This is a genomic window from Streptomyces sp. NPDC058464 (genome assembly GCF_042721035.1).
Lineage (GTDB): Bacteria > Actinomycetota > Actinomycetes > Streptomycetales > Streptomycetaceae > Streptomyces.
This window is the reverse complement of sequence record NZ_JBHXMA010000005.1, coordinates 85657-111315: the sequence shown is the minus strand read 5'-3', so window position 1 is coordinate 111315 and position 25659 is coordinate 85657. Positions and strand designations below refer to the sequence as shown.

The 25659-nt window shown below is 74.7% G+C and carries 16 protein-coding genes; 7 read left to right on the top strand and 9 right to left on the bottom strand.

All coding sequences use genetic code 11. The annotated features are described in order from the left end of the window. The first annotated feature begins 21 nt into the window (after positions 1-21). Complete coding sequence (locus ACFWPQ_RS09260) at positions 22-354, top strand: hypothetical protein (protein ID WP_384031557.1); 333 nt, start codon at positions 22-24, stop codon at positions 352-354. A gap of 73 nt (positions 355-427) precedes the next feature. Here ACFWPQ_RS09260 and ACFWPQ_RS09255 read toward each other — a convergent pair whose 3' ends face one another. Together ACFWPQ_RS09255 and ACFWPQ_RS09250 are read right to left on the bottom strand one after the other, a co-directional pair. Beyond that, entirely contained in the window at positions 428-1804 is a 1377-nt protein-coding gene (locus tag ACFWPQ_RS09255) for a sensor histidine kinase (protein WP_384031922.1), read from the bottom strand. A gap of 61 nt (positions 1805-1865) precedes the next feature. Further along, positions 1866-2543: a response regulator transcription factor gene (locus ACFWPQ_RS09250; RefSeq protein ID WP_361305257.1), complete on the bottom strand. Its 678-nt coding sequence runs from the start codon at positions 2541-2543 to the stop codon at positions 1866-1868. 136 nt (positions 2544-2679) lie between these two features. On the opposite strand from ACFWPQ_RS09250, the gene ACFWPQ_RS09245 reads away from it, so the two are divergent. The 3 genes from ACFWPQ_RS09245 (at position 2680) to ACFWPQ_RS09235 (ending at position 7578) form a co-directional block, all read left to right on the top strand. Then, positions 2680-3360 carry a PepSY domain-containing protein gene (locus tag ACFWPQ_RS09245; protein ID WP_384031554.1) on the top strand — a complete coding sequence of 227 codons (681 nt, stop codon included), beginning with the start codon at positions 2680-2682 and terminating at the stop codon, positions 3358-3360. A gap of 263 nt (positions 3361-3623) precedes the next feature. Beyond that, positions 3624-3989 carry a GtrA family protein gene (locus tag ACFWPQ_RS09240; RefSeq protein WP_384031920.1) on the top strand — a complete coding sequence of 122 codons (366 nt, stop codon included), beginning with the start codon at positions 3624-3626 and terminating at the stop codon, positions 3987-3989. 76 nt (positions 3990-4065) lie between these two features. Then, positions 4066-7578 carry a BTAD domain-containing putative transcriptional regulator gene (locus ACFWPQ_RS09235; RefSeq protein WP_384031552.1) on the top strand — a complete coding sequence of 1171 codons (3513 nt, stop codon included), beginning with the start codon at positions 4066-4068 and terminating at the stop codon, positions 7576-7578. Positions 7579-7587: 9 nt separating this feature from the next. Here the strand turns inward: ACFWPQ_RS09235 and ACFWPQ_RS09230 are convergent, their stop codons facing one another. The 7 genes from ACFWPQ_RS09230 to ACFWPQ_RS09200 form a co-directional block, all read right to left on the bottom strand. Beyond that, a complete protein-coding gene (locus tag ACFWPQ_RS09230; protein WP_384031550.1) occupies positions 7588-8292 on the bottom strand; it encodes a hypothetical protein in 705 nt (234 codons plus the stop codon). After that, the gene (locus tag ACFWPQ_RS09225) at positions 8289-10133 is read right to left on the bottom strand and encodes a serine/threonine-protein kinase (protein WP_384031548.1); all 1845 of its coding nucleotides are present in this window, start codon (positions 10131-10133) and stop codon (positions 8289-8291) included. The genes ACFWPQ_RS09230 and ACFWPQ_RS09225 overlap by 4 nt, the downstream gene beginning before the upstream one ends. A gap of 231 nt (positions 10134-10364) precedes the next feature. Next, positions 10365-13943: a BTAD domain-containing putative transcriptional regulator gene (locus ACFWPQ_RS09220; RefSeq protein ID WP_384031546.1), complete on the bottom strand. Its 3579-nt coding sequence runs from the start codon at positions 13941-13943 to the stop codon at positions 10365-10367. Between the two features lie 169 nt (positions 13944-14112). Beyond that, positions 14113-17235, bottom strand: coding sequence for an FG-GAP-like repeat-containing protein (locus tag ACFWPQ_RS09215; protein ID WP_384031544.1), 3123 nt, complete (start codon positions 17233-17235; stop codon positions 14113-14115). A 158-nt stretch (positions 17236-17393) separates the two neighbouring features. Next, complete coding sequence (locus tag ACFWPQ_RS09210) at positions 17394-18509, bottom strand: WD40 repeat domain-containing protein (protein ID WP_384031542.1); 1116 nt, start codon at positions 18507-18509, stop codon at positions 17394-17396. A 213-nt stretch (positions 18510-18722) separates the two neighbouring features. After that, positions 18723-20363 carry a multicopper oxidase family protein gene (locus ACFWPQ_RS09205; RefSeq protein ID WP_384031541.1) on the bottom strand — a complete coding sequence of 547 codons (1641 nt, stop codon included), beginning with the start codon at positions 20361-20363 and terminating at the stop codon, positions 18723-18725. 74 nt (positions 20364-20437) lie between these two features. Further along, the gene (locus ACFWPQ_RS09200) at positions 20438-20848 is read right to left on the bottom strand and encodes a DUF6153 family protein (protein ID WP_384031539.1); all 411 of its coding nucleotides are present in this window, start codon (positions 20846-20848) and stop codon (positions 20438-20440) included. Positions 20849-21150: 302 nt separating this feature from the next. Here ACFWPQ_RS09200 and ACFWPQ_RS09195 point away from each other — a divergent pair, with 302 nt between their 5' ends. The 3 genes from ACFWPQ_RS09195 to ACFWPQ_RS09185 all read left to right on the top strand — a co-directional run bounded on the left by ACFWPQ_RS09195 (position 21151) and on the right by ACFWPQ_RS09185 (position 25638). Continuing rightward, on the top strand, positions 21151-21963 hold the full coding sequence (locus ACFWPQ_RS09195) for an alpha/beta hydrolase (protein WP_384031537.1): 813 nt from the start codon (positions 21151-21153) through the stop codon (positions 21961-21963). Then, positions 21960-22781, top strand: a complete 822-nt coding sequence (locus ACFWPQ_RS09190; RefSeq protein WP_384031535.1) for an SDR family NAD(P)-dependent oxidoreductase — start codon at positions 21960-21962, stop codon at positions 22779-22781. The genes ACFWPQ_RS09195 and ACFWPQ_RS09190 overlap by 4 nt, the downstream gene beginning before the upstream one ends. A gap of 142 nt (positions 22782-22923) precedes the next feature. After that, positions 22924-25638, top strand: a complete 2715-nt coding sequence (locus ACFWPQ_RS09185; RefSeq protein ID WP_384031533.1) for an ATP-binding protein — start codon at positions 22924-22926, stop codon at positions 25636-25638. The last annotated feature ends 21 nt before the right edge of the window (positions 25639-25659 follow it).

The window sequence follows — 25659 nt, the reverse complement described above, 5'->3', positions numbered from 1 at the left end:
GCACAACCGAAGGGGGTCCACGTGACCGAAGTGGAGTTGGTGGCGACCGCGTTGGCCACGGGGGCGGCGGCCGGACTGACCGGCACCTCGCGAGGAGTCGTCCACGACCTCCACGCCGTCCTGCGGGAGACGGTCCGACGACGGCTGTCCGAGGGCGCCGACGGCGTGCGGGGCGGATACGGCCTACGGGTGCTGCACGCGTACGAGACGGATCCCGATGTGTGGCGGACCCGGCTGCTCGGGGTGCTGGCCTCCGGGCCGGAGATGGACGAGGAGATCCTCGGGGCGGCCCGCGCGGTGCTCCGCGCGGACCGCCGGGCAGGGCACGTCGTCGTGGACGCGGTCGGACCGTGACGGCGAGAAGGCCGATTCGGACCGCTGTCGGCCGGGGTCGGCCGGGGTCGGGGGCGGCCGGGGTCGGCCGGTCTCAAGGGCGCGCTCCGGACGGCGACAGCGGGAGGCGGGCGACGATGACGGCGCCGTGCGGGCGGGGTTCGGCGCGGAGGGTGCCGTGGTGCTGATGGGCGATGTCGCGGGCGATGGCCAGCCCGAGGCCGGCTCCGCCGTGGTCCCGGCTGCGGGCGTCGTCCAGGCGGGTGAAGCGCTCGAAGACCCGCTCGCGGTCGGCCTCCGGAATGCCGGGGCCGTCGTCGGTCACCTCCAGTACGGCCGTCCCGGCGTCCGGGTCGGCGCGCAGCACCAGTTCGACACGGCGGTCGGCATGCCGTTGGGCGTTGTCGAGGAGGTTGGTGAGGAGTCTGACCAGCCAGCCGCGGTGGCCCTCCACGGTGACGCCGGGTTGCAGGCTGGTGTCGACGGGGAGCCGGTCGCCGTGCCGCGCGGCAACGGTCGTACGGCAGAGCTCGGCCAGGTCCAGCGGGACGCGGCTGACCGGCTCGGCCGTGTCCAGGCGGGCGAGGAGCAGCAGGTCGGCGGCGAGGTCCTGGAGCCGGACGGTGTCCTCCAGGGCGTCACTGACCAGGTCGGGCCAGAGGGCCGGGTCCGGATGGGCGAGGGCGACCTCCAGCTGGGTGCGCAGGACGGTGATGGGGCTGCGCAGTTCGTGCGAGGCGTCCGCGATGAACCGGCGCTGGCGGACGTCGGCGTCCTCCAGGCGGTCGAGGGTGGCGTTCATGGTGCGGGCGAGGCGGGCCACCTCGTCCTGGGCGGCCGGCACCGGGACGCGGCGGTGCAGCGCGTGCCCGGTGATCTCGGCGACCTCGGAGCGGATGGCCTCCACCGGACGCAGGGCCCGGCCGGTCACCCACCAGGTGACCAGGGCGACCGTGGCCAGCAGCAGCGGGGTGCCGATGCCCAGCGCGGCCTTGGTGATCTCGTCGGCCGCGTCCGCGTCCCGCAGCGACGTACCCGCGTACACGGTGACCGTGCCGCTGGGGGTCCGGGCGGTGACGGCGACGATCCGCTGGCGGTGCCCTTCGCCGAACGGCTCGCCGGACCAGGTGGCGCGCAGCCTGCCCTCGTGCGGGCGCAGGTGGGCGACGGCCGGGCGGCCGGCGAGGTTCTGGCTGGCGGCCACCACGCGCCCACTGCTGTCGACGACCTGGATGAAGTCGGCGCCGTGGGAGAGCGGCAGCAGGTCGGGCAGCTTGCCCTCGGCGGCCAGCTGACCGACGGTGTCCGCCTGCGCGGTGGCCGCGTCGTTGGCGTTGCGCTGGAGGTCGGAGTGCAGCAGGGCGAACAGCGCGAAGGAGGCCGCGGTCAGGGCGAGGGCGACGACCGCGGTCGCCCCGAGCGTCGCCCGGGCCCGCACCGACCCCGGCCACGGGTGCCGTACGAGCTTCACGGCGGCGAAGCGCAGCCGCCGGGCCGCTGCCGGTACCTCGCCGGCATGGGGGACGAATCGTCTAGCCACCGTCGGCCGCCAGCCGGTAGCCGGCGCCGCGGATGGTCTCCAGGGCGCAGCGCCCGAAGGCGGTGTCGATCTTGCGGCGTACGGCGCTGACGTGGACCTCGACGACGTTGGGGTCCGCCTCGAAGGCCGAGTCCCAGACGTGTTCGAGGATCTCGCGCTTGGACACCACCTCGCCGGCCCGCCGGGCCAGGTACTCCAGGATGGCGAACTCCCGTGCGGTGAGCCGGACTTCGCTGCCGCCGCGGACGCAGGTGTGGCCCGCCGGGTCGATCACCAGGTCGCCGAGCCGGAACGCCGGAGGGATCCGGTGGCCGGTACGGCGGTGCAGCGCGCGGAGCCGGGCGACCAGGACGACGTAGGAGAACGGCTTGGACAGGAAGTCGTCGGCACCGGTGTCCAGCGCCTCGGCCTCGTCGTACTCCCCGTCCTTGGCGGTGAGCATCAGGATCGGTGTGTCGCTCCCGGCCGAGCGCAGCCTGGCGCAGACCCGGTAGCCGTTGAGGCCGGGCAGCATGATGTCGAGCACGATCACGTCGTAGTCGTGCTCCAGGGCGAGCCAGAGTCCCTGGTTCCCGTCGTGGGCGACGTCGACGGTGAACCCCTCGGCCCTGAGACCCCGCTGCAGGGCGGCGGCCAGCCGCTTCTCGTCCTCGACCACCAGTACGCGCACGTCATACAGCCTCGCACGGCGGGCCTGCGGTGGCTGAAGACGTCTTCAGCGACCTTCAGCCTGGCTTCAGCAACGGCGTTCCAAGCTGAGCGCAGCCGCCGGCACCGGGCCGGTCGAGGCGATCAGGAGCCCGCGCATGTCCCAACCCGAACCGCCGCAGCCGCAGCCGCAGCCGCAGCCCGAGTCGACGGCGGACGCGCCGGTCGCGCTGCCGGAGCCGGCCAAGCCGGTCAAGAACTTCCGGGCGCGCCTCCCCCGGGTCACCCGGCGCCGCGGGGCCGTCCTCGGCGTCGCGGTTCTCCTGGCGGCCGCGGCCGCGACCGGTACCGCCGCGGTCGTCTTCCACGACCACGGCGGGAAGGGCGACCACGGCAGGTTCACGGCAGACCACCGGCAGGCGGGCGGCGGCGACGGCCGGCAGGGTGCTTACGGGCAGGCACGAGGCGGACACGACGGCCGGAACGGCGCGTCCAGACCCGGTGGCGACGGCCGACAGGGCTCCGCGAGCGGTCAGAGCAGCCAGAACAGCCAGGGCAGCCAGGGCGGTCAGGGCGGTCGGAGCGGCACCTCGGGGACCCTCGCGCCTGCGCCGCTTCCGACGGTGTCGGCCACGGCGGCGATCGAGGCGGCCGGCAAGGCGGTGCCCGGCAGCAGGACGGAGGCGCTGCGCGTGGTCGCGGAGCAGGGCGGCGGAAGCGCGTGGGAGGTCGAGGTGCTGGGCACCGACGGCGTCCGGCACCTGGTCACCATCGACGGCGCCACCGGCACGGTGACCGGCAACACCGTCGCACCGGCCACCTCGGACACCACGAGCTGACGGTCCCGCCCGCCCCATCTCCCCCGAGGTCAGCAGCTGCCCCGCCCGGAAGGAAACCCATGAAGTCGCCGCTCGCGGCGAGGCCGGAGACGGTGCGCGAATCACGGTGCGGCACACGGGTCACGCCGCGCGCAGCGTGGACGGGGCGGACGGGGCGGACGGGGCGGACGGGCAGGCACGAGGCGGGCACGGCGGCCGACCGGAGCGACGCACGGTGGAAACCGGTCGTTCCCGGTCCGGCCACCGCCTTCGCCCGTTTCGTCCTGTGCGGCGGCGGGGTCGGGGTCGCCTCCAGTGCCGCCGTGTCGCTGTGCGCCGCCCTGATGTCCTGGATGGTGGCGAACGCACTGATCACCGCCGCCTCCACCGTCCTGTGTACGGAGCTCCACGCACGTTTCACCTTCGGGGCGGGGCGGCGCGCCGGATGGCGCCGGCACTGGCAGTCCGCGGGGTCGGCCGCTGCCTCCTACGCGGTGACCTGCGCCGCGACCGCCGTTCTGCACATGGTGCGGCCGTCGCCGGGGATCCTTTCCGAGCAGGCCGTCTACCTCGGCGCCGCCGCGCTCGCCGGAGCCGGACGGTTCCTGGTGCTGCGGCTGTTCGTCTTCGCCGATTCCGCGCCCGGTTGACCGCCGAGGTCGATCGCCGGACCTCCGTGCAACACGTGCGGCAGCGGCGAATGGATGTTCTGGTTTGATGCGGTGTGTGTCGCCACACGAACTGCGCATGTCGGTGCTCGGTGAGGTCGGGGCCGCGTTCGGGGCCCGGCCGCTGGAGCTGGGCGGGCGACGGCAACGGGCCGTGCTCGCCCTGCTGATCGTCGCCCGGGGCTCGGTCGTGACCCGGGACCGGCTGGTCGAAGGGGTCTGGGGCGGCGCGCCGCCGCGCCGCGCCGCCGCCTCGCTGCAGGCCCATGTCTCGCATCTGCGGCGCTGCCTGGAGCCGGAGCGGGCGGCGAGGGCCCGCGGGGGCGTCATCGTCAGCGAGCGGGCGGGGTACGCGCTGCGGCTGGCGCCCGACGCGGTGGACGCCTGGCGGTTCGAGGAGGCGCTGCGGTCCGCCGCCGCGCACGCCGACGCGGGCCGGCCGTCGGAGGCCGTGGCCGTCCTGGAGTCCGGGCTCGCGCTGTGGCGGGGCCCGGCCTACGCGGAGTACGCCGCCGAACCCTGGGCCCACCGGGAGGCGGCCCGCCTCGCCGACCTGCGTGAGCTGGCCCGCGAACGGCTGCTCGCCGCCCGCCTCGCCCGGGGCGAGGACGCCGTCCTCGTCCCCGAACTCGAATCCCTGGTCGTCGAGGACCCGCTCCGCGAAGAACGCCGCCGTCTTCTCGCCCTCGCCCTCTACCGCGCCCACCGCCAGGCCGACGCCCTCGACACGCTCCGTCGCGCGAGGCACCTGCTGCCCGCCGGACCCGGCACCGCCCCGGGGGCCGCCCTGCGGGATCTGGAGGCCGGAATCCTGGCCCAGGACCCTGCCCTCGACGCCCCGGCCACCGGCACCCCGGCCTCCGGCACCCCCGCCCTCGACTCCCTGGCCCGCCGGGTGCCGCACACCGCCCCGCGGACCGACCCACGGACCGACCCGCACACCGCCCCGCACACCGCCCCGCGGACCGCCCCGCGGACCGCCCCGCACACCGCCCCACGGACCGACCCACTCGTGGAGCGCGACCCCCAGCTCGCCGAGCTGCGCGACAGCCTCCGCTCGGCGCTGGACGGCAAGCCCCGCGTGGTGCTCGTCGAGGGCCCGGCCGGCATCGGCAAGAGCCGCCTGCTGGGCGAGGTCGCCGAGCTGGCGGCGGCGCGGCAGGTGACCACCTTGACCGCGACCGGCAGCCCCCGGGAGAAGGACTACGGCTACGGGGCCGTACGCCAGCTGTTCGAAAGGGTGGTGAGCGACGGCGGGGAGTCGCTCCTCGCCGGGGCCGCCGTCGCCGCGGGGGCGGTCTTCGGAGCGGTGCGCGGGCCGCAGCCGCAGAGCTTCGCGGTGCTGAACGGGCTGTACGAGCTGACGCGGCAGCTGGTCCGGACGGCAGGGCCGCTGGTGCTGGCCGTGGACGACCTCCAGTGGTGCGACAGCGGCTCGGTGCGGTACCTGGCGTATCTGGCGGGCCGCCTGGAAGGGCTGCCGGTGCTCATCGCCGTCACCCTGCGCACCGGGGAGCCGCAGCAGGGCGAGGAGTTGCCCGAGGCGCTGACGACGGACCCCTCGGTGGTGCGGATCAGGCCCACCCCGCTGACGGCGAGCGGGGTGGCCGGTCTCGTCCGCCGGACGCTCGGCGAGGAGCCGCAGGAGGAGTTCACGGCGGCCTGCCATCGCGCCACGGCCGGGAACCCGCTGCTGCTGCGCCAGTTGCTGCGGGCCCTGCACGCGCGCGGGACCCGGCCCGACGCCGCGCACAGCGGCGGGGTCGCGGAGGCCGGGGCTCAGGCCGTGTCCGGGCTGGTCCTCGGCCGGATGGCGCGGCTGCCCGCAGCGGCACGGGACGCGGCGCAGGCCGTGGCCGTGCTCGGGGACGGGGCGGCGACGCTCGCCGGGGTGGCGGCGCTCATGGCACGGCCGGAGGCGGAGTCGGCACAGGCCATCGAGCCGCTCGTCCAGGCCGAGATCCTGCGCGAGGGCCACCCCTACGCCTTCGTACACCCCCTGGTCGGGGAGGCCGTCTACCGCGAACTGCCTCCCGGAGAACGGCAGTTGTGCCACGAGCGGGCGGCCCGTGCGCTGTCCGCCGCCGGTGCGCCGCCCGAACGCACGGCGGCCCAGCTGCTGCTCGCCCCGCACCGGGGCGACCCGGACGTGGTGGAGGTCCTCCGCGCGGCGGCCCGGGAGGCCGCGGGCCGGGGCGCCCCCGACGCCGCCGCCACCTACCTCACCCGCGCGCTCGACGAACCGCCCGCCCCCGACCGCCGCCCCGAGGTCCTGCTCGACCTCGGGCGCGCCGAGATGCTCGGCAACGGTCCGGCCGCCGTGGAGCATCTGCGCCAGGCGTACGACACCCTGACCGACCCGGGGCGCAGGGCGGCCGCCGCCCTGCTGCTCGCCCGGATCCTGGTCTTCGCCGGCGGCCACGGCCAGGCGACCGAGTTCGCCCGCCGGGCGGCGGCGGAGCTGCCCGCCGGGCTGAGCGACGAACGGCAGGGGCTGCTGGCGCTGGAGCGCATCAGCGGCTTCATGCACGGCCTGGACCAGAAGCTGTGGCGGACCGTCGAGGACCCGGTGGTCGAGGGCGAGGGCCCCGGCGCCCGGATGCTCGCCGCCAACCTCGCCCGGGAGCTGGCCTCGGACGGCAGCGACCGGCCCCGGGCCGTCGCGCTCGCCCGCTTCGCCGTCGCCGACGACGTGCTCCAGGCGGCCGGGGAGGAGATGCTCTTCTACACCGCGGGCATCGTGCTGCACCTCGCCGACGAGGAGGTCGGCGGGCTCTGGGACGTCGCGGTGGCCCGCGCCGTGGAGCGCGGCTCGCTGTTCTCCGTGCTCGCCACGCACCTGTGGCGCGGCTTCACCCAGTGGCACCACGGCGACCTGCTCGCGGCGCGCCGCTCCCTGGAGACCGCGGTCGGGCAGTCGGAGATCTGGGGCCTCGCCCCGGGCGCCCCGCAGGGCCGTACCTTCCTGACCGCCGTCCTGCTCGACCTCGGCGACACCGCCGGGGCCCGCGCCTGCCTGGAGCGGATGCGCGGCTGGATCCGGGGCGCGGAGGGCCGGCGGCTGCTCGGGGAGAGCGAGGCGCGCGTGCTGAGCGCGGAGGGGCGGTACGAGGAGGCGCTGGCCGCCCTCGACGACGTACGGCACCTCCAGCCCGCCGTGGCCAACCCCGCGTGGTGGCCGTGGTCGCTGCTGCGGGTGCGGGCGCTCGCGGGCGCCGGCCGGCGGACCGAGGCGCTGGCCCTGGCCGAGGAGCAGCTGGCGGTCGCCCGCGGGTGGGGAGCGCCCAGCACGGTGGGGCGGGTGCTGCGGATCGCCGGAGAGCTGCGCGGTCCGGACGGCGGGCCCGAACTCCGCGAGGCGGTCGCCCTGTTGGCGCCCGGTCCGGCGCGCCTGGAGCACGCCCGTGCGCTGTACGCGCTCGCCGGGCACGCGCCGGAGGGGGCGTCCGCCGCCCTCCTGAGCCGGGGGCGGTCCATCGCGCGGGAGTGCGGGGCGGCGGGTCTGGTGGCCGCCATGGACGTCACGGCGGCCACGGAGGCCACGGAGACCACCGGAGACAGCCGCGCATGAAACCGGCGGTCAGGAGCAGGCGTACGTGAAACTCGTCGCCGCCGTCACCGGGTCCGGCGACAGCACTTCGAGCGTGGCGGTGGCCTTCATGGTGCCGTGGCCGTCGAAGCTCCAGCGCAGGACGACCTCGGATCTCCGGACGTTCTCGCCGACCTCCTGGTGGAGGACGGCGGAGGCCGTGCCGTCACTGCGCTTCCAGCGGTAGTCGACGGTGCCGGGGTTGCCGTCGGTCCTGAGGACGCCGGTGACGACGACCGTTTTCGCACAGCGGCCGACCTCGGGCGCGGTGACCGTGGCCCCCACCACGTGCAGCGGTGACCGGGCCGCCGTGCAGGAGCGCATGCCGAGTACGACGGCCACCACGACGGCGACCACCACCAGCAGCGACGGCAGCTCGCGCCGCCACCACGGCCGACGGCGCCGGACGGTCGCCCCCGACGGGCCTTCCGGGGGGAGCGTGCCCCGCCAGATGCCCGTCGCACGGTCGTCGGCCGTGCCCTGCGTACCGGGCACCCCGGGCCCGAAACGGGTCTCCCCCTCGGCCGCGATCGCCGCCGGTCCCGCTCCCGCCGCCGAAGGCGGGAGGTGCAGCGTCGCGGCCGGTTCCGCCGGCGGGAGGGTGACCGTGAGATCGGGGTCGTCGGGGCGGGGGCGGGACGCCGCCGGATCGGTACGGACGAACCGCAGTCGGGGGTCCTCGGGAGGTGTGCTCATCGGGGCGGGTCGCAATCGACGGGGGCCGCGGTGGCCTGGAAGGAACCGTTGCCCGAGTCGGCGGCCGGGTCGGTGGTGACCCTGACACCGAGGTAGGCGTCGCGCGTCGGGATGGCGAAGGCGTGGGTGTAGCGGCCCGAGATCTGCGTCTTCCCCTGGGGCAGCGCGACCGGGTCGGTGGCCACGACGGTCCCCACCACACGGGGCGAGTCGCCGGTGTACCAGCTGAGATAGAGCGTGCCGTCGGCGGCGCCGTCCGTCGTCACGCTCACGGAGGCCACGATGGTGCAGGCTGCCGACATCGGCCCGACCACGTTGATCTGCACGGACTTCACGTCGAGGGTCGGCGCGGGCGGCGCGGAGGTGCTGCCGCCGCTCGTGGAGCCGCCGGACGTCGTCGTGGCGCCGCCGCTCGTCGTCGTACCACCGCCGCCCGTGGAGCCGCCACCCGTCGTGGTCGTGCCGCCGCCTGAGGTGCTGCCACCGGAAGTGCCGCCACCCGCGGTTCCCGAGCCGCCCGTGGTGGTCGTGCCGCCACCGGTGCCGGCCGTACCTCCCGTGCCACCGCCCGTGCCACCGGAGGCGGACCCGGCGGGCGAGGCGCTGTCGCCGTCGGACGCCGACGCCGACGCGGAGGGCGACCCGCTCGCCGAGGGCGACGAGGAACCGTCCGACGCCGAGGGGCTCCCTTCGGGGGAGCCGTCCGACCCGCTCGGAGCGGTCCCGTCGCCGGATCCGTCCGGTCCCGTACTGGATGCGGACCCGGCGTCGTCCGTCCTGTGGTGCCCGGCGCCCGCGCCCGTGGCGACCGCCGTCGCCGCGATCCCGCCGACCACCAGCACGACCCCTGCCGTCAGTCCGGCCAGCATCCTCCGGCTCCGGCGGGGCATCCGGCGGGCGCCCGCCCCGAGGGTGGTCGTGGCCAGGGCCGTCGTACCCGAGGCGGCACCGTCCGCCGTCGGGAAGGAGAGGAAGAACAGGGCGGCGAGCGCGGCGAGTTCGCGCCGGCCGCGCTCCTCCCACTCCTCGCCGTAGGCGGTCCCCGCGACGGCTTCGAGCTCCGCGACGAACGCCGCCGCGCTCTCCGGGCGCTCCTCGGGGGTCTTGGCCAGGCCCCTGCGGATCAGCGGGCGCACCGGCTCGGGAGCCAGCTCGTCCGGGATCGGCGCCTCGATGTGCTGGATCGCCAGCTCGGCCAGCGTCTTGCCCGGGTAGGGCTTCGTGCCGGTCAGGCACTCGAAGAAGGTCGCCGTCGCCGCGTACACGTCGGTCGCCGGTGCGGCCGCGCCGCCGGTCCACTGCTCGGGTGCCATGTAGGTCGGGGTGCCGGAGGCGTTCGCGGCCACCCCGCTCTGCACGGCGATGCCGAAGTCCACGAGCTTGGACGAACCGTCGGCGGCGACCAGGACGTTGTCCGGCTTGTAGTCGCGGTGCACGACCCCCGCCGCGTGCGCGGCCGCGAGGCCGAGCAGCGAGCCCCTGAGGACGACGAGCGCGGCCTCGGGGGTGGTGGCGCCGTGCTCCCGCAGCAGCTTGCGCAGCGGGACGCCGTCCACGAGTTCCATGACGATGGCGGCGCCGCGCGGGCTCTCGACGTACTCGTACAGCTCCACGACATGGGGGGAGCGGAGCTCGCCCAGCAGCCGGGCCTCGGCGCGGAACACCTCGCGGAAGGTCGGGTCGTCACGGAGCTGGTCGGCGAGGTACTTGATCGCCACCCGGGTGCCGGTCGTGTCGTGCGTGGCCAGGACCACGCGCCCGCTGGCCCCGGAGCCCAGCTCTTTCTCCTGTGTGTAGCCGGAGACCGCCCACTGGTCCCCGGCGCGTGTCGCGTCGCCCATGTCCTTCGCCCCCCGGCCCGTCCCCCGGACCGCCCCCGTCGGTTGGTCGCGGTGCGTGTGCTGTGTGCTCTGTGCTCTGTGCTCTGTGCCGCGTGGTGTGTCTGGTTCGTGGTCGCGGTGTGCCTGTTTCGTGCGCGGAACGGATGATGCGCCATCGGTCTTGCGAACCGCTTGCAAGCCGATCGCAAGTCGGCCGTCGGATTCTCGTCCCGACCGTGCGTCGTACGCCGGTCACGCAGGGGGGAATCGGCGTACGACGCCGTCTTGCACGCTCTCCCCACCGGCCAGCGCGTGCAGGGACCGCCGGGCACGCGCGTACTCGAGGCGGGCCGGGCCGTCGGCCAGCAGGGCGAGCGCCTCGCGGAGTTCGGGTCCGCCGTCCGGACCGCGTGCCTCGCCGCACAGCCGCAGCACCCGGCCGACGGTGCCGGGCGCGCCCCACCGGCGGGCCAGCGACAGCTGCTCCCGCGCCAGCCGTTCGGCCCGGTCCCGCTCCCCCAGCCCGGTCAGCGCCCGTACCCGCAGCAGATCCCCGTCCCACCACACCGGGTTCACCACGTCCGGCTGGAGATGCCGTACGCCGTCCAGCGCCGCCAGCGCCGGTGCGTACCGGCCTTCGGCGATCAGCACCCGCGCCTCGCTCTCCCCACGCAACCGCGCCCCCTCGGCGCCCTTGGCGCTCGCCCTCATCCGTTCCAGGCAGGCACGCGCGCCGGCGATGTCCCCGAGGTCCAGCAGCACCCCGGTCAGGAACGCGCGGCACTGCGGGGCACCGGGCGTGACCCCCCACGCGCCGAACTGTTCGAGCGCGGTCCCGAGTGACCGGCGGGCCTGGTGCAGCTCGCCGTGCCGCCACTGCGTGAACCCGTTCCACAGGTGCGCCGAGAGCGTCCCGACCAGCGACCCCCGCTGCCCGGCGTAGGTCAGCGTCTCGTCCCACAGCAGCCTGACGTCCTCGTCGGCCAGGTGCAGGACGACGCCCGCCGTGCACCACGAGAGCACCCTTCCGCCGCGCAGCAGCACCCGGTCCGTGAGCGCGAACCGGGCCGCGGCGACGGCCGCCGCGCGGTCGAGCCCCCACGCGGTGGCGTCCCTCGCCGCCTCGGCGGCGAGCATGCGGGCGCCGGGCCCGTCCCCGACGGGAGGCGGCACCGGGACGTCCGTGCCGCCGGTGCCCACGGTGTACAGCCCGTGCGTGAAGGCGCCGAGCCGCGCCAGGGCCACGAGCCCCTGCCGCTCGTCGTCCGTGCCGTCGACCCCGCCGTCGACCCCGCCGTCGACCCCGCCGTCGGCGGCACCTTCCGTGGCGGTCCGCCCGGTGGGCAGCTCCGTGGCCGCCCGGGCCGCGAACTCGGCCGCCTCGCCGGGCCTGCCGGTGTAGATCAGGGTCTGTGCGAGCAGGCACGCGGCGTCGACGCGCGGGGGCGACGACGTCTCGTACGCCTCCCGCAGGTGCCGGGCCGCCGCGGGCCCGTCGACGAGTGCCTCGGCCCGCCCCAGTTCGAGGAGCACCTCGGGGCGGACGTCCCGCGCGGGCGGCTCCAGCAGCGCGCGGGTGAGCAGGGTGGCGGCCGCGTCGTGCGCGCCGCGGGCGGTCGCGCGGGCCGCGGCGGTGCGCAGGACGCCGACCGCCCAGGGGTCGCCCCGGTAGGGGACCAGGAGCAGATGCGCGGCGGTCCGCTCCTCGGCCGCACCGGCACGGTCGAGGAGCCTGGCCGCCCTCTCGTGCAGGGCCGGACGCTCGGCCGGCGGCACCGTCCGCAGTACGGCCTCGCCGGCCAGGGGATGGACGAAGGCCAACGGGTACTGGTCACGGACCACTTCCGCCCGTACCAGGGCCGCCGTCGCCGTGGCCACGTCCTGCTCGGACAGGTCCGTGAAGGCGGCGACCGCCGGCAGCGAGGCCCCGCCGTCACCGCTGCCACCGTCACCGCCGTCACCGCCGTCACCGCCGTCCACGCTGCCGCCGTCGAGAACCGCGACCGCCCGCACGACGGCCATGGCGGCGGACGGCAGCCGGTCCACCGCGGTGAGGACGAGGTCGGAGACGGCACGGACGCCGGACTCCGCCACGGTGCGCGGGTCCGCCCCCGCCCCCGCCCCTGCCCCCGCCGTCTCCAAGGCCCCGAGCACCTGGGTCAGCAGCAGCGGCAGACCGGCCGAGACCCGTCGGCAGGCACGTACGACCTCCTCGTCCGCCGTGCCGCCGAGCAGCCGGCGTACCAGCCGGGCGACGCCCGCCGCGCTCAGCGGCTCGGGCCGGATGTGCACCACCGTCGGGTCCTGCGCGAGGTCGGCCAGCACCTGCTCGCTCTCGCTCCGGGCAGGGGGCTCCCCGGCGCGCAGCGCGGTGACGACGAGGATCGGCAGGTTCTGGACACGCGGCAGCAGATGGGCCAGGAACCGCAGGGACGCCGTGCCGCACGCCTGGAGGTCGTCCACGAGGAGGAGCAGCGGCCGTCGTCCCGGGTGGTCGTCGGTGACCAGGCGCTCGACGATCCGGTAGAGCCCGTGCAGGACGTCGAAACCGTCGGCCCCGTCGGCCCCGTCGGCGGTCCGCCCGTCCACAACCGGCGTGACCGTGGCCGTGCCCGTGCCCGTGCCCGTGGCAGTGCCCGTGGCCGACAGCGTGCCGTCATGCCCGGCGGCCACCGCGTCGAGCAACCGGCGCACGACGTCGTGGGGATGGCGGGGGCGGCTACCTGGGGAGGCCTCCGCACCCGTGCAGGCCTCCCCACCCCCACCGACGTCCAGCACCCGTACGCCCCACTCCCTGCCCAGCCGCCCCGCCTCCGCCAGCAGTGCGCTCCGGCCGATCCCTGCCGGGCCGCGCACGCATACCAGCCCGCCGTGGCCCGCGACCGCGTCCGCCAGGCAGTGCCGCAGCTCGGCCAACTCCTTTTCCCGGTCGACGAGTTGGCCGAACCCGCCCGCGTCCCCGGACGCAGCGGCGGGCACGGGCTGCGCGGACGGCAGGGCGGCGGCGGGACGCGGCGCGTGGGACAGGATCTCGGCCTCGATGCCGCGCAGCGCGGGGCCGGGGTCGATGCCCAGCCGGTCGGCGAGGGTGCGGCGGGCGCGGCGGAGCACGGAGAGGGCGTCGGCCTGCCCATGGGCGCGATGGTGGGCGAGGGCCAGCAGGGACCAGCGTTCCTCGCGCAGGGGCTGTCCGGCGACCAGGTCCTCGGCCTCGGCGAGCAGCGCCTCGGTGTGCTCCCCGCACTCCAGGCGGGCGGCCAGTAACTGTTCCCGTACCACCTCACGCAGTTCTTCCAGGCGCGCCGCCTCCGCCCGTGCCCACGGCCCGTCCGCGAACCCGGCGAAGGCCGGGCCCCGCCAGAGGCCGAGCGCCTCGGTGAGCAGGGCCGTCCTCCGCGCCGGCGGCTCGGCCTGCCCGGCCTGTCTGAGCAGCGCTTCGAACCGCCAGGCGTCGACCTGGTCCGCGGCGAGACGGATCGCGTAACCGGCGCCTTCCCACACGATGACACCGCTGCGGTTGCCGGCCGGCCGGGCCGGTTCCAGTTCCCTGCGCAGCCGCGAGACGTACGCCTGCAGGGCGCCGACCGCGCTCGGCGGCGGTCCCTCGCCCCACACCGCGTCGATCAGCCGGTCGCCGGTGACCACGGCGCCCCGAGCCAGCACCAGCAGCGCGAGGACCGCGCGTGGCCGGGGCCCGCCGAGGCTCAGGGCCCGCCCGTCGTGGGTCACGGTCAGACCGCCGAGGACACCGACCCGGAGCCCGGCGGCCCCGCGGGGCTCGGGTCCCGGGGGGCTCGGTCTCGGCCCCTCTCCGTCGTCGGCGTGTTCCATACGTCCCCACTCGCTGTCGGCCGTACAACCGATTGGACCATGCCGGGAAGCCGATGGACATGCCCTGTTCGTATCGGTATGGCCGTGAGTCCGTGACGCGGGAAGCACGGAGGCGCCCGGAGACATCACGTCTCCGGGCGCCTTGCGAGGGCCGAACCGAACCCAGCCCCTACGAAAGGATCTTGTAGCCGCTCCAGCCGCTCGCGATCTTCACCCGCGCGCCGAACGAGCCCTTTCCGTCGCCGCTGTTGCGCCACAGGTTGCCGCCGGTGTCGCGGGAGACCAGGTCCGGCCTGCCGTCGTCCGTGATGTCGCCGACCCCGACGACCGCGTTGTACGAGCCGCCCCAGTTCGACAGCACCTTGACGCGGGCCGCGAACGTGCCGTCGCCCTTGCCGTTGTAGCGGTAGACGTTGTCGGAGGTGTCCTGGGCCAGGAGGTCGGGCTTGCCGTCGCCGGTGATGTCACCGACCCCGACGATCTTCTTGTAGCCCTTCCAGTTGTCGTAGAGCCTGACCCGGGCGGAGAGCTTGCCGGTGCTCGTCCCCTTGTAGAGGTAGACCGCTCCGGTGGAGGAGTTCCGCGCGATCAGGTCCGGGCGACCGTCACCGCTCACGTCGCCGGGCGAGGTGAGCGCGTTGTACTGCGTCCAGCCGCCGGTCGAGAGGGTCGTGTACGACGTCGACGGCTTGACCGCCTTCCCGCAGCCCGGCTTGTACAGCCGCAGCGCGCCGCTGCTGTAGCGGACGAGGACGTCGTTGCAGCGGTCGCCGCTGAGGTCGCCGAAGGGGATCGCCGTGACGGTCTTCGGCCAGCCGGTGCCCGTGTACTTGTCGCCGAGCTTGCCCGTCCCCGTACCGCTGTGGAAGGTCAGCCCGCCCGAGGAGTTCAGGGTGAGCAGGTCGCCGCGGCCGTCCGGGCCATCCGGGCTGACGAAGTCGCGGCGCACCGCGGCCCCGCGCTCCAGGAAGCCGTCGCCGCTGATCACGGTGTCCGGCGTGGCGGTGCCGAGGCCGGTCGCCTTCAGGGTCCAGGTGAACTCGCCGTTGGGGAAGTAACTCCCGCTCGCCGTCTTCCCGTTCCAGGTCGCCGACACCCGGGCCGCGGTCGCGCCGCCGACGAGGGTGCGGGTGGCCTTGCCGTTCGCGCCGCTCTGGACCGAGGTGAGGGTGAGCGACCAGGAGGTGGCCGGGCGGGACAGCACCCAGGCGCCCTCGAAGGGCATTCCGGGGTCCACGTAGCTGCCGGCCGACGTCTCGAAGGCCGTCACGGCGGACGGGGCGATGCCCGTGGTGGTGACGTGGGTGCGCTCGTAGTCGTCGAACCAGGCGACCAGACCGGTGTACTCGTCGACCGTCCAGCGGTAACGGCGGTCCACGGTCAGGCCCTTGTCGGCCAGGCCGGAGGCGATCGTGCGGGTGGTGCCGGTGGCCGCCTCGGTGCGGACGAGCGTGTCCGCGCCGTGGTCGTGGCGGACGGTGAAACCGTCGCCGAGCAGCACGTCGCCGGGGGTGACCGCCGTCGCCGTACCGGCCCTGGTGTCGTACACGCCCGCCGAGTCCGTCCCGCAGGCCCAGTACACCCAGCGGCCCGCCGCCTGGAGTTCGCTCGGCACGCAGGCCAGGCCCGGGACGGTCACCGTGGTGAGCGTCTTCGCCAGCGGGATGCTGTACGAGGTGAGCTTGCCGGCGGTGGTGGTGGCGCTCCACAGGGTGGAGCCGTTCAGGGCGGCGGCGCGCACGGACCGCTTCAGCTTCTGGCCCTGGCCGAACTCGCCGACGTACTGCGCCGGGCTGGTGCCGCCGGAGTCGAAGACCGCGTACTTGTCGGAGACGTCGACGATGTGGCCGCCCTGGCCGCCGAAGTCGAGGTCGTTGCCGCCGAGTTCCACCAGCCGGTCGTCGCCGAGGCTCTCGCCCTCGTCGGTGCCGCCGTTCGCGTCGAGGTAGACGTCCCGGGCGTCGAGGTTCCCCCACAGCGCCGAGCACGTGGTGCCCTCGTACGGGCAGAGGGCCTCGTAGATCGAGCCGCTCGCCGTGGCCTCGGACGCCGTCAGGGTGGCGGAGCCGTCGGTGGTGAGGGTGCGCACGGACGTGGTGTCCGCGGTGGCGTTCGGGTCGTCCTCGGCGACCCGCAGGCGGCCGCGGCTGAGCGCGATGCCCGTCTTGGCGTTCTCCAGCGCCGGGGACTGCTGGACCTTCGTCAGCTGCGGTGTGCCGTCCGCGGCCTGGCTCACCCGGCGCACCCACCAGTCGGTGGCGTCGGTGCCGCCGGTGACCAGCGCGCTGCCGTCCCCCGCGGCCAGTGTGTACGCGCCGGCGCTCGCCAGCAGGGTCTGCTGCACCGAGGGGTCGTCCACATCGACCGCGAGCAGCTGGGAGCCGAGCGCGTTGGAGGACAGCGGCAGCAGCAGCCAGTCGCCGACCAGGACCGGGTCGCCGTCGAGGGTGCCCGGGTTGGCGGGCAGCGTGACGACCTGCTCGGCGGCGGTGAGGTCGGTGCGGGACTTCAGGTGCAGCTCGGCGGTGCCGGACTGGTACCAGCCGATGCGGTCCTCGCTCATCACGTAGTGCGAGGCGTAGGTGGCGTCGGTGAACACGGTGGTACTCACGGCCGACGCGATGTCGGTGTAGTGGAGCGTGCCGAAGGTGCTCTCCGACACGAACACACCGGCGGGGTCCGCGGCGAGCACGTCCTCACTCCCGACGTTCGTCGCGTCACCGGTGACCTTGCGGGTGCGCCACTCGCCGTCGACCTTGTCGATCAGGGAGTTGGTGGTGACGATCGTGTCGCCGGCGAGGGCCCGGTAGTAGCCCTGCCCGTACTGGGTGGAGCCGTTCCAGCTCACCTTCTTGGAGGTGGCCGTCGCCGGATCCCACAGGGTGGCGTACGCGTCGTTGGCCGTGGTCGGCAGGGCGACCAGGTCGCTGTCCGAGCCGTACCAGGCGTGACGGCAGGCGGAGCCGATGCTCGTGCAGCCGGTGCCCGGGGTGTAGACGCCGGCGGCGTTCTCGACGGTGACGGTCTTCCCGGTCGTGTAGTCGGTCCACAGCAGTCCGGTCCTGCCGGTCTGCCGGTGCAGGAAGCCGGTGTCGCCCGCGACGTACGGGCGGTCGGTGCGTGGTGTGGTCGAGCTGGGGTCGACCAGTGTGATCGCCGTGGTGTCGGTCTCGGCCGCTTCCGCGGAGCCGCCGCTCTCCGACAGGACGGCGACGGACGCGGCCACGACGGCGACCGCGAGCGAGGAGACGGCGGCGGCCAGACCGCCCCGTCTCAGGGCGTGTCTGCCCACGTGAAGTTCCCTCCCCTGCGAGGGTCCCCGCCCTCGCACAAGTGGCCGGATCTTACCTGATCCTTACCGAGGGGCGGTGACGGCAAGGGGCCGCCCGACACGACGGAGTCCCGCCGTGGCTCTCGAAGCTCTCGAAGCACGGGAAACGGCGCATGCCGTCAGCGCGTCTCCCACAACCTCACTGTCCTGTCGACGCCGCAGCCGGCGAGCAGCCGTCCGTCCGGACTGAACGCCAGACCCAGCACGGCCTTGCGGTGGCCGGTGAGATGGACGGTCGCGGTCAGGTGCATGGGGTCGGTGACGTCCCACAGGGTCACGATCGCGTTCTCGCATCCGGAGGCGAGCAAACGGCCGTCCGGGCTGAACGCCACCGCGTACATCTGCCCGGTGCCCCCAAGGCGGGCCAGGGGAAGGGTGCCGGTGTCCGTCCGCACGGGATGCGCCGGGTCGGTGACGTCCCACACCATGACGGCTCCTTGCTGCCACGACCCGTAGGTGCCGGAGACAACGCCCAGATCCCCGCTGGCGGTGGCCAGCAGCCGCCCGTTCGGGCTGAATCCCACCGAATGAACGGCAGGCGCGCCGCCCGAGGTCAACGACTTGAACCAGTCGCGGGCCTGCGGTCGGACGGCGGCGGTGCGGACCGGATGCGTCGGATCGCCGACGTCCCACAGGACTGCGGTGTCCTTGTCGCCGTCGGAGCCCGTGGCCAGTAACCGTCCGTCCGGACTGAACACCACCGTCCTGACGGGACCCGACCGCCAGGCATGCCGATGGTTGGTGACAGTGGTGCCCGGGCTCGGCCGTGCCGGGTCGGTGATGTCCCAGATGACCACTCTGCGGTCGCTGGCGCAGGCGATGAACCGTCCGTCCGGACTGAAACCCACCGCGTGGACGCCGCCTTGCCGCCAGCCGTCGCGGGACAGCCAGCCGGGGCGTTCATGGACCAGGGGCACCGGCCGGGTCGGGTTCGCCCGGTCCGTGACGTCCCAGAGGAGCACGCTCCAGTCGGTGCTTCCGGACGCCAGCAGCCGTCCGTCCGGGCTGAACGCCACGGCGTTGACCGCTCTGCGATGGCTGGTGAGTGCGGCGGCCCGGATCGGGCGGGACACGTCCGTGACGTCCCAGAGGGCCACGGTCCTGTCGCTGCTTCCGGACGCCAGCAGCCGCCCGTCCGGGCTGAACGCCACCGCGTTCACCGCTCTGCCGTGCCCGCTGAGGGTGGCGGCCGCCCCCCGCGACGGAGGCGGCGACGGCCGTCCCAGGAATGCCATGGTGCAGTCTCGCGCGATCCGGAATCCCGGGGAAGGCGGACGACCGACGTCCGCTTTCCGGCACTGTCCTGCGGCCCCGGGACCGGAACCTGCGCTCGTCCGTCCCGACACCGTGCCCGCGCTGACGGCCCCGGTCGCGAGGCTGCCGGGACGGCCGGCGCAACCACTGCGCGGCTGAACGCCGGCCGTTCCGAGCGGGGCGGCGCCGCGGGATCAGGCGCGATAGGCGACGTTCGCCATCATCCCGGCCTGGCCGTGGTAGGCGTTGTGGCAGTGCAGCATCCACTGACCGGGGTTGTCGGCGTCGAAGAACACGGACAGCCTCGTCCTCGGCAGCACGATCGCGGTGTCCTTGCGCGGTCCGGAGTCGCCGAGTTGGAAGGTGTGGCCGTGCAGGTGCATCGGGTGCCACATGTCGGTGTCGTTGACGAAGTCGAGCCGTACGCGCCGGCCCTGCTCGACGAGGATCGCGTTCGCCTGGGGATGCTTCATGTCGAACCGCTTGCCGTTGACGGCCCAGTCGTACCTCATCATGCCGCCGGTCAGCCTGATCCGGTGCGTCACGTCGGTCCTGGCCGTCCTCAGGCGCGCCTCGTCGCCGGCGCGCAGCCGGGACGCGCTCATGATCACGCCGTCGAGTTCCTTCGGGCGGACGGTCGCCGCCGGCCCGCTCCCCGCCCCCGTACGCACCAGGGCCAGGCCGCTCGCGTTCTTGCCCTCGGCCAGGGCGACGAGCGGGAAGACGCCGTCGCCGAGGGTGACGAGGACGTCGTACCGCTCGCCCATGCCGACCAGCAGGGCGTCCACCTCCTGGTGCCGGACGGGGAAACCGTCGGTGTGGGTGATGGTCATCCTGTGGTCGCCGAGCGCCACGCGGTAGGCGGTGTCCGAGCCCGCGTTGACGATCCGCAGCCGGACCTTCCGGCCCGGCTTGCCGGTGTAGACGTCCGGGTCTGCGGCCACCCGGCCGTTGACCAGGTGGTACGGATACCTCACGTCCCCGGCGTCGCCGCCGAGCAGCTTGCTGGTGGCGCCCATGAGCATGAACCTCGTCGACATGCCGCCGTCGGAGGAGGCAGAGGCCGTGGGGGAAGGGGACGGAGAACCGGAGCCGCCGCCCGTGTCCGTCCCGCCCGTGTCCGTCCCGCCCGTGTCCATCCCACTCATCCCACTCATGCCCCTCATGTCACTCATCCCGCCCATGCCACCCATGCCGTGCTCCAGCTCGGCGTAGACCTCGTCGGGGGTACCGGTGACACCGTCGACCCAGTCGTCGAGGAGGACGACCCACTCGTCGTCGTAGGCGAGGGGCTCCTTGGGGTCCTCGACGATCAGGGGGGCGTACAGGCCGCGGTCGAGCTGGACGCCGACGTGGGGGTGGAAGAAGTACGTTCCCGGGGCGTCGGCGACGAAGCGGTACGTGAACGTGGAGCCGGCCCGGACGGTCCGCTGGGTGGCGGGCGGCACGCCGTCCATGTCGTTGCGCAGGGCGATGCCGTGCCAGTGGACGGACGTACCGGTCTTGCCGGGGAGCTGGTTGGACAACTCGGCGGCCAGGGTGTCGCCGACGGACAACCGGACCTCCCGGCCCGGGGTGCGGCCGTCGAAGGCCCAGGTCCGGGGCGTGACACCGGCGCCGAGGTCGATCACGGCGGATGCCGCGGTCAGAGTGAGCCGGTGCTCCCGGCCGGTGCCGCGGCGCTTCTTCTCGGCGGCGGCGACGGCCGGGCCGGACGGGTCGACGAGGGCGGCCGAGCCGCCGGAACCGGAGCCGCTGCTGCACGCGGCGAGCGCGCCGGCACCCGCGGCGCCCAGCCCGGCGAGCAGGACGGAGCGACGGTCGATGCTGTTCATGGGGTGGTGTCCTCTGCTGCAAGAAGCCGATGTGGTCGCGGAGGGACGGCACATCGCGCGCCGTCCGGCGCGGCCTAGATACGCAGTTGGGAGAGGACGGACAGGTCGGGCGGGGCGCGGCCGGTCGCGGCGGCACCGGGCACCCGCCCGGCGGCGGCCTGCCGCAGCTTCGCCAGCGGGTCGAACGCCGTCCGGTCGGGTGCGGCGAGCTGGACGGAGTCGACGCCGGCCGCGCTGCAGTGCTGCATGCCCGGCATGGCGCCGGTGCAGGTGCAGTCGTCGGCGCTGTGGGCGGTGGCGCCCGGGAGGGACGGTGCCGTGCCGGGCGGCATCGCGTGTGCCGCGTTCATCGGGCCGGACATGGCGGCGGAGTCCATCGCGGGCGTCCCGTGGTGGGCGAACACGGCCAGCACGACGCACAGGGTGAGGAACACCCCGTACGTCCAGCGGACGGCTGTGCCGCCGCGAGCTGCCCGGATCGTCATACGCTCCGCCCGTCGCCGTGATGGACAGCTGACACATTACCCCCAGGGGGTACCGAGGCGCGGCGCCGGGGCACTGATCCGGGTGCGGGGCACCACGCCCACAGAATACCGCTGGGGGTATCTCTCCGCCGACCGGGAGACGGCCGGAGCGGGGCGGCCGGCGGCTGCCTTCGCCGGGATCCCGGGGCCGCTCGGCGTCCACCCGTGAAGGACTGGGGTGTCACCACGGTTCGAGCGCGCCGGGAACCGGGTTGAGTGAGGCGCCGCAGGAACGACACGTCGTCACGCAGGAGGGCCGAGCCATGACCGCCGCCCCGATCCCCGTCTACTTCATCCACGGGCTGTGGCTGCACAGCGCCTCCTGGCAGCCGTGGACCGACCTGTTCCGTCAGGAGGGCTACGACCCGTCCGCCCCGGGCTGGCCGGGCGACCCCGACACCGTGGCCGATGCCCGGGCGAACCCGGAGAGCATCGCCGACCACGGCATCGACGACGTCGTCGAGCACTACGCGGCGCTGATCGCCGAACTGCCCGCGCCGCCCGTCCTGATCGGTCACTCGTTCGGCGGGATGATCGCGCAGAAGCTGCTCGGCCAGGACCGCGCCGCGGCGGCCGTCGCGATCGACGCCGCGCAGATCAAGGGCGTCCTGCCGGTGCCGCTGTCCGCGCTCAGGGCCACGCTCCCGGTGTTCAAGAACCCCGCGAACAAGCGCCGTGCGGTGTCCCTGACCTCGGAGCAGTTCCGGTTCGCCTTCGGCAACGCGATCTCCGAGGAGGAGTCCGCGGAGCTGTACGAACGCTGGACCATACCCGCGCCGGGCAAGCCGCTCTACGAGGCGGCCTCGGCCAACTTCAACCCGCACTCCCCGGCGAAGGTCGCCACCGGGAACTCCGGGCGGGGCCCGCTGCTGCTGATATCGGGCGGCAAGGACCACACCGTTCCCGAGACCGTCACCCGCGCCACCCTCAAGCAGTACCGGCACTCCGACGCCGTCACCGACATCATCAACTTCCCCGACCGCGGGCACTCCCTGACCATCGACAGCGGCTGGCACGAGGTCGCCGAGACGGTCCTGGCCTGGCTGGGCCGGCAGAACCTGGGGGCCGCGGGATGACGTCCGACGCTTCCGGACCCGGCGGCTTCGATCCAGGTCTGGCGGGGCAGAGCGCCGTGGTCACCGGGGCCGGGCGCGGGATCGGCCTGGCGGTCGTCGAGGCCCTTCTCGGCGCCGGCGCCCGCGTCGTCGCCGGTTCGAGAAGTCGTACGGACGGCCTCGACTCCCTGGTCAAGGGCGGTGCCGAACTCACCGTCGTGGAGCTGGACCTGACCGAGCCCGACGCCCCGGCCGCGCTGGTCGCGGAGGCGGTCGCCGGGTACGGCGGTGTCGACGTGCTGGTGAACAACGTCGGCGCGGTGCGGCCACGGGTGGACGGCTTCCAGGCCGTCTCCGACGCCGACTGGGACTGGGCGTTCACGATCAACTTCATGACCGCCGTGCGGGCCACCCGGGCCGCGCTGCCGCACCTGATCGCGAGCGGCGACGGACGGATCGTCACCGTCTCCTCGGTCAACGCCCGCCTGCCCGATCCGCTGGTCATCGACTACAGCGCCGCCAAGGCGGCGCTGACGAACTTCTGCAAGGCCCTGTCCAAGCAGGTCGGTCCCCAGGGCGTCCGCGTCAACACGGTGAGTCCCGGGCCGGTCGAGACCGCGCTGTGGCGGGGTGCGGGCGGCGTCGCCGACACCGTCGGCCGGTCGCTGGGCGTCGATCCGGGCGAGGTGGCGCGCAACGCGGCCGGGGCGGCGGTCACCGGCAGGTTCAGCACCCCTGCCGAGGTCGCCGGCCTCGTGCTCCACCTGGCGAGCCGGCGCTCGGGGAACACCACCGGCGCGGACTTCGTGATCGACGGAGGCATGACCGACTCCCTCTGACGCGCGCCCTCCGACGAACCGTCGGCTCGATCTCGAACAGCGGTTCGTTGCATCCTGGTTTCCTCCTCAGATCGCCGGCCGCGGCGCAGTACCCTGATCTTCCGGGCAGCCCGAGCACGAGGGCCCGGGCGATGGGGGGATCGTGGAGCTCATCGGCCGGTCCGATCAGCTGGATCTGCTGCGCCGGCTGCTGGCCGAGCCGCGCGGCCACGGGAGCGCGGTGCTGTTCCGCGGGGCCCCCGGCATCGGGAAGACCGCGCTGCTCACCGAGACCGCCGCGCTCGCCGAGCGGCTCGGCTACCGGGTGCTGAGCACCAGCGGTGTCGAGGCCGAGAGCGACATCCCCTATGCCGGTCTACAGCTCGTCCTGCGCCCGTTGGGCGCGGCGGCCGCCCAGCTCGCCGCGCCGCACCGGCAGGCCCTGGACACCGCTCTCGGGCACGCCGAGGCCGGTGTCCCCGATGTCTTCCTGGTGGGTCTGGCGGTGCTCAACCTCCTGGCCGACGCGGCCGCGGTCGCGCCGGTGCTGGTCCTGGCCGACGACGTCCAGTGGCTCGACGACGCCACGGCCGGCGTCCTCGCCTTCGTGGCCCGCAGGATCGGCACGGAGCCGGTGGTCATGGTGGGAGCCGCCCGCGACGGCTACCGGTCGCGGCTGAACCCCGACGAACTCACCTCCGTGGTCCTGGACCCGCTCACGGACGGCCAGGCCACGGAGCTCCTGGCGGACCGCGCCCCGGACCTGCGTCCCACCACGCACCGCCGGCTCCTGGCCGAAGCGGCCGGGAACCCCCTGGCCCTGACCGAACTGTCGCGCACCCTCGGCGCGTCCGCAGACCCGCACATCTCCCGGCTGCCCCTCACCGAGCGGCTCGAACGGGCCTTCACCGACCGCCTGGAGACCCTGCCCGACAGCACCCGCGACCTGCTGCGGATCGCGGCCCTCGACGACAGCCCGTCGCTCCCCGAGATCTACCGCGCGACCCGGGAGCTGACCGGTACGACGGCCGGAGCCGCGGAACTCGACCCGGCCGTGCGCGCCCGGCTCGTCCAGGTCGTCGGCACCGAACTGCGGTTCGGGCATCCGCTGATGCGGTCGGCGATCCACCAGACCATGCCCACCGAGGTCCGGCACGCCGCGCACACCGCCCTCGCCGCCGTGCTCGACGCGGACCCGGACCGGCAGCTACGGCACCGGGCCGCGGCGACCGACCGCCCGCAGGAGACGGTCGCCGCCGCGTTGGAGGACGCCGCGCACCGGGCCGCCCGCCGCGGCGGCATCGCGGCGGCCGTCACGGCCCTCGAACAGGCCGCCGCGCTCAGCGAGGACACCGACCGCCGAGCCGAACGGCTGCTGCGCGCGGCCGACTTCGCCGTCGAACTGGGCCGCCCCGAGACCGTGACCCGGCTGCTGGACCAGGCGCTCACCGGGCCGCTGTCGCGGCGGCAGCACGCCACGGTCGTCTGGCTGCGCGGCAGCTTCGACGAGGGGCTGCGCAGCCACTCGTCCGGCGCCGTCTCCCTGACGGCACTCGCCGAGGAGATCGCCGCGGAGGACCAGGCGCTGGCGCTGCGGATCCTGTGGAGCGCCGCGCAGTTGTGCTTCTGGTCCGAACCGGGCGAGGAGGGCCGCCGCCGGGTCCTGCTGGCCGTGGAGCGGATGGGACTGGACGAACTCGATCCGTGGCGGCTGGCCGTCTGCGCCTACGCCGCGCCGGTCGACCGCGGCGGGTACGTCCTGGACCGGGCCCGGCACGTCACGCCGAAGGAGGGCGACGACGGGCGCGCCTACCGCATGCTCAGCACCGCCGCGCTCCTCGCCGGCGGCTTCGACCTGGCCCGGGTGTACTCGGCGGCCGGCGGCGCGCCGCTGCGCGCCCAGGGACGCCTGGGGCTGCTGGCCCGTACGGTCGGCGCGGACGCGTGGAGCGCCCTGGTGACCGGCGACCTCGGTGCGGCGATCGCCGCGACCGAGGAGTCACGGAGACTGGCGCGCGAGACCAGCCAGACCACGATGTACGGGCTGATGACCGCCACCGCGGCCAAGCTGGCCGCGCTGCGCGGCGAGGTGGACGCCGCCCTGCGGCTGGCCGAGGAGGCGGAGGAGATCGGGCTTCCGGTCGGGGCGCGTCCGGTGCTGGCCACCGCGACGACGGCACGCGGGCTGGCCGCGCTGGGCGCGGGACGTTTCGAGGAGGCCTTCGGACATCTCCGCCGGCTGCACGACCCGGCGGACCCGGCCTTCCAGGTCGCCCTGCGGCTGACCACCGTGGGCGACCTCGTCGACGCGGCGACGCACTGCGGGCGGGCGGACGCCGTGCTCCCGACCGTGGCGGAGCTGGAGGAGGTCGCCGCCGTGACCCCCGCCCCGGTGCTCCACGCCGACCTGCGGCTGGCCCGGGCCCTGCTGGCCGCCGACGAGGACGCCGACCCGCTCTTCACGGCCGCGCTGGGCTCCGACCTCAGCGCCTGGCCGCTGATCCGGGCCCGGACCCACCTGGCCTACGGCGAATGGCTGCGGCGCCGGCGTCGTAGCGTCGAGTCCCGCGACCACCTCCGGGCGGCCCGCGACATGTACGACGCGCTCGGCGCCATCCCCTGGGGGGAGAAGGCCCGCCGGGAGCTGCGTGCCGCGGGCGAGACCAGCCGCCGCCGGACGCCGGACGCCCGTGACCGGCTGACCGCCCACGAGCTGCAGATCGTCCGGCTCGCCGCCGAGGGACTGACCAACCGTGAGATAGGCCAGCGGCTCTACCTGTCGCACCGTACCGTCAGCTCGCACCTCCACCGGATCTTCCCCAAGCTGGGCGTGGTCTCCCGCGCCGAGCTGCGGACGGTGGTCAGCACACTGCACTGACCACCGTCACATGACGCTCGC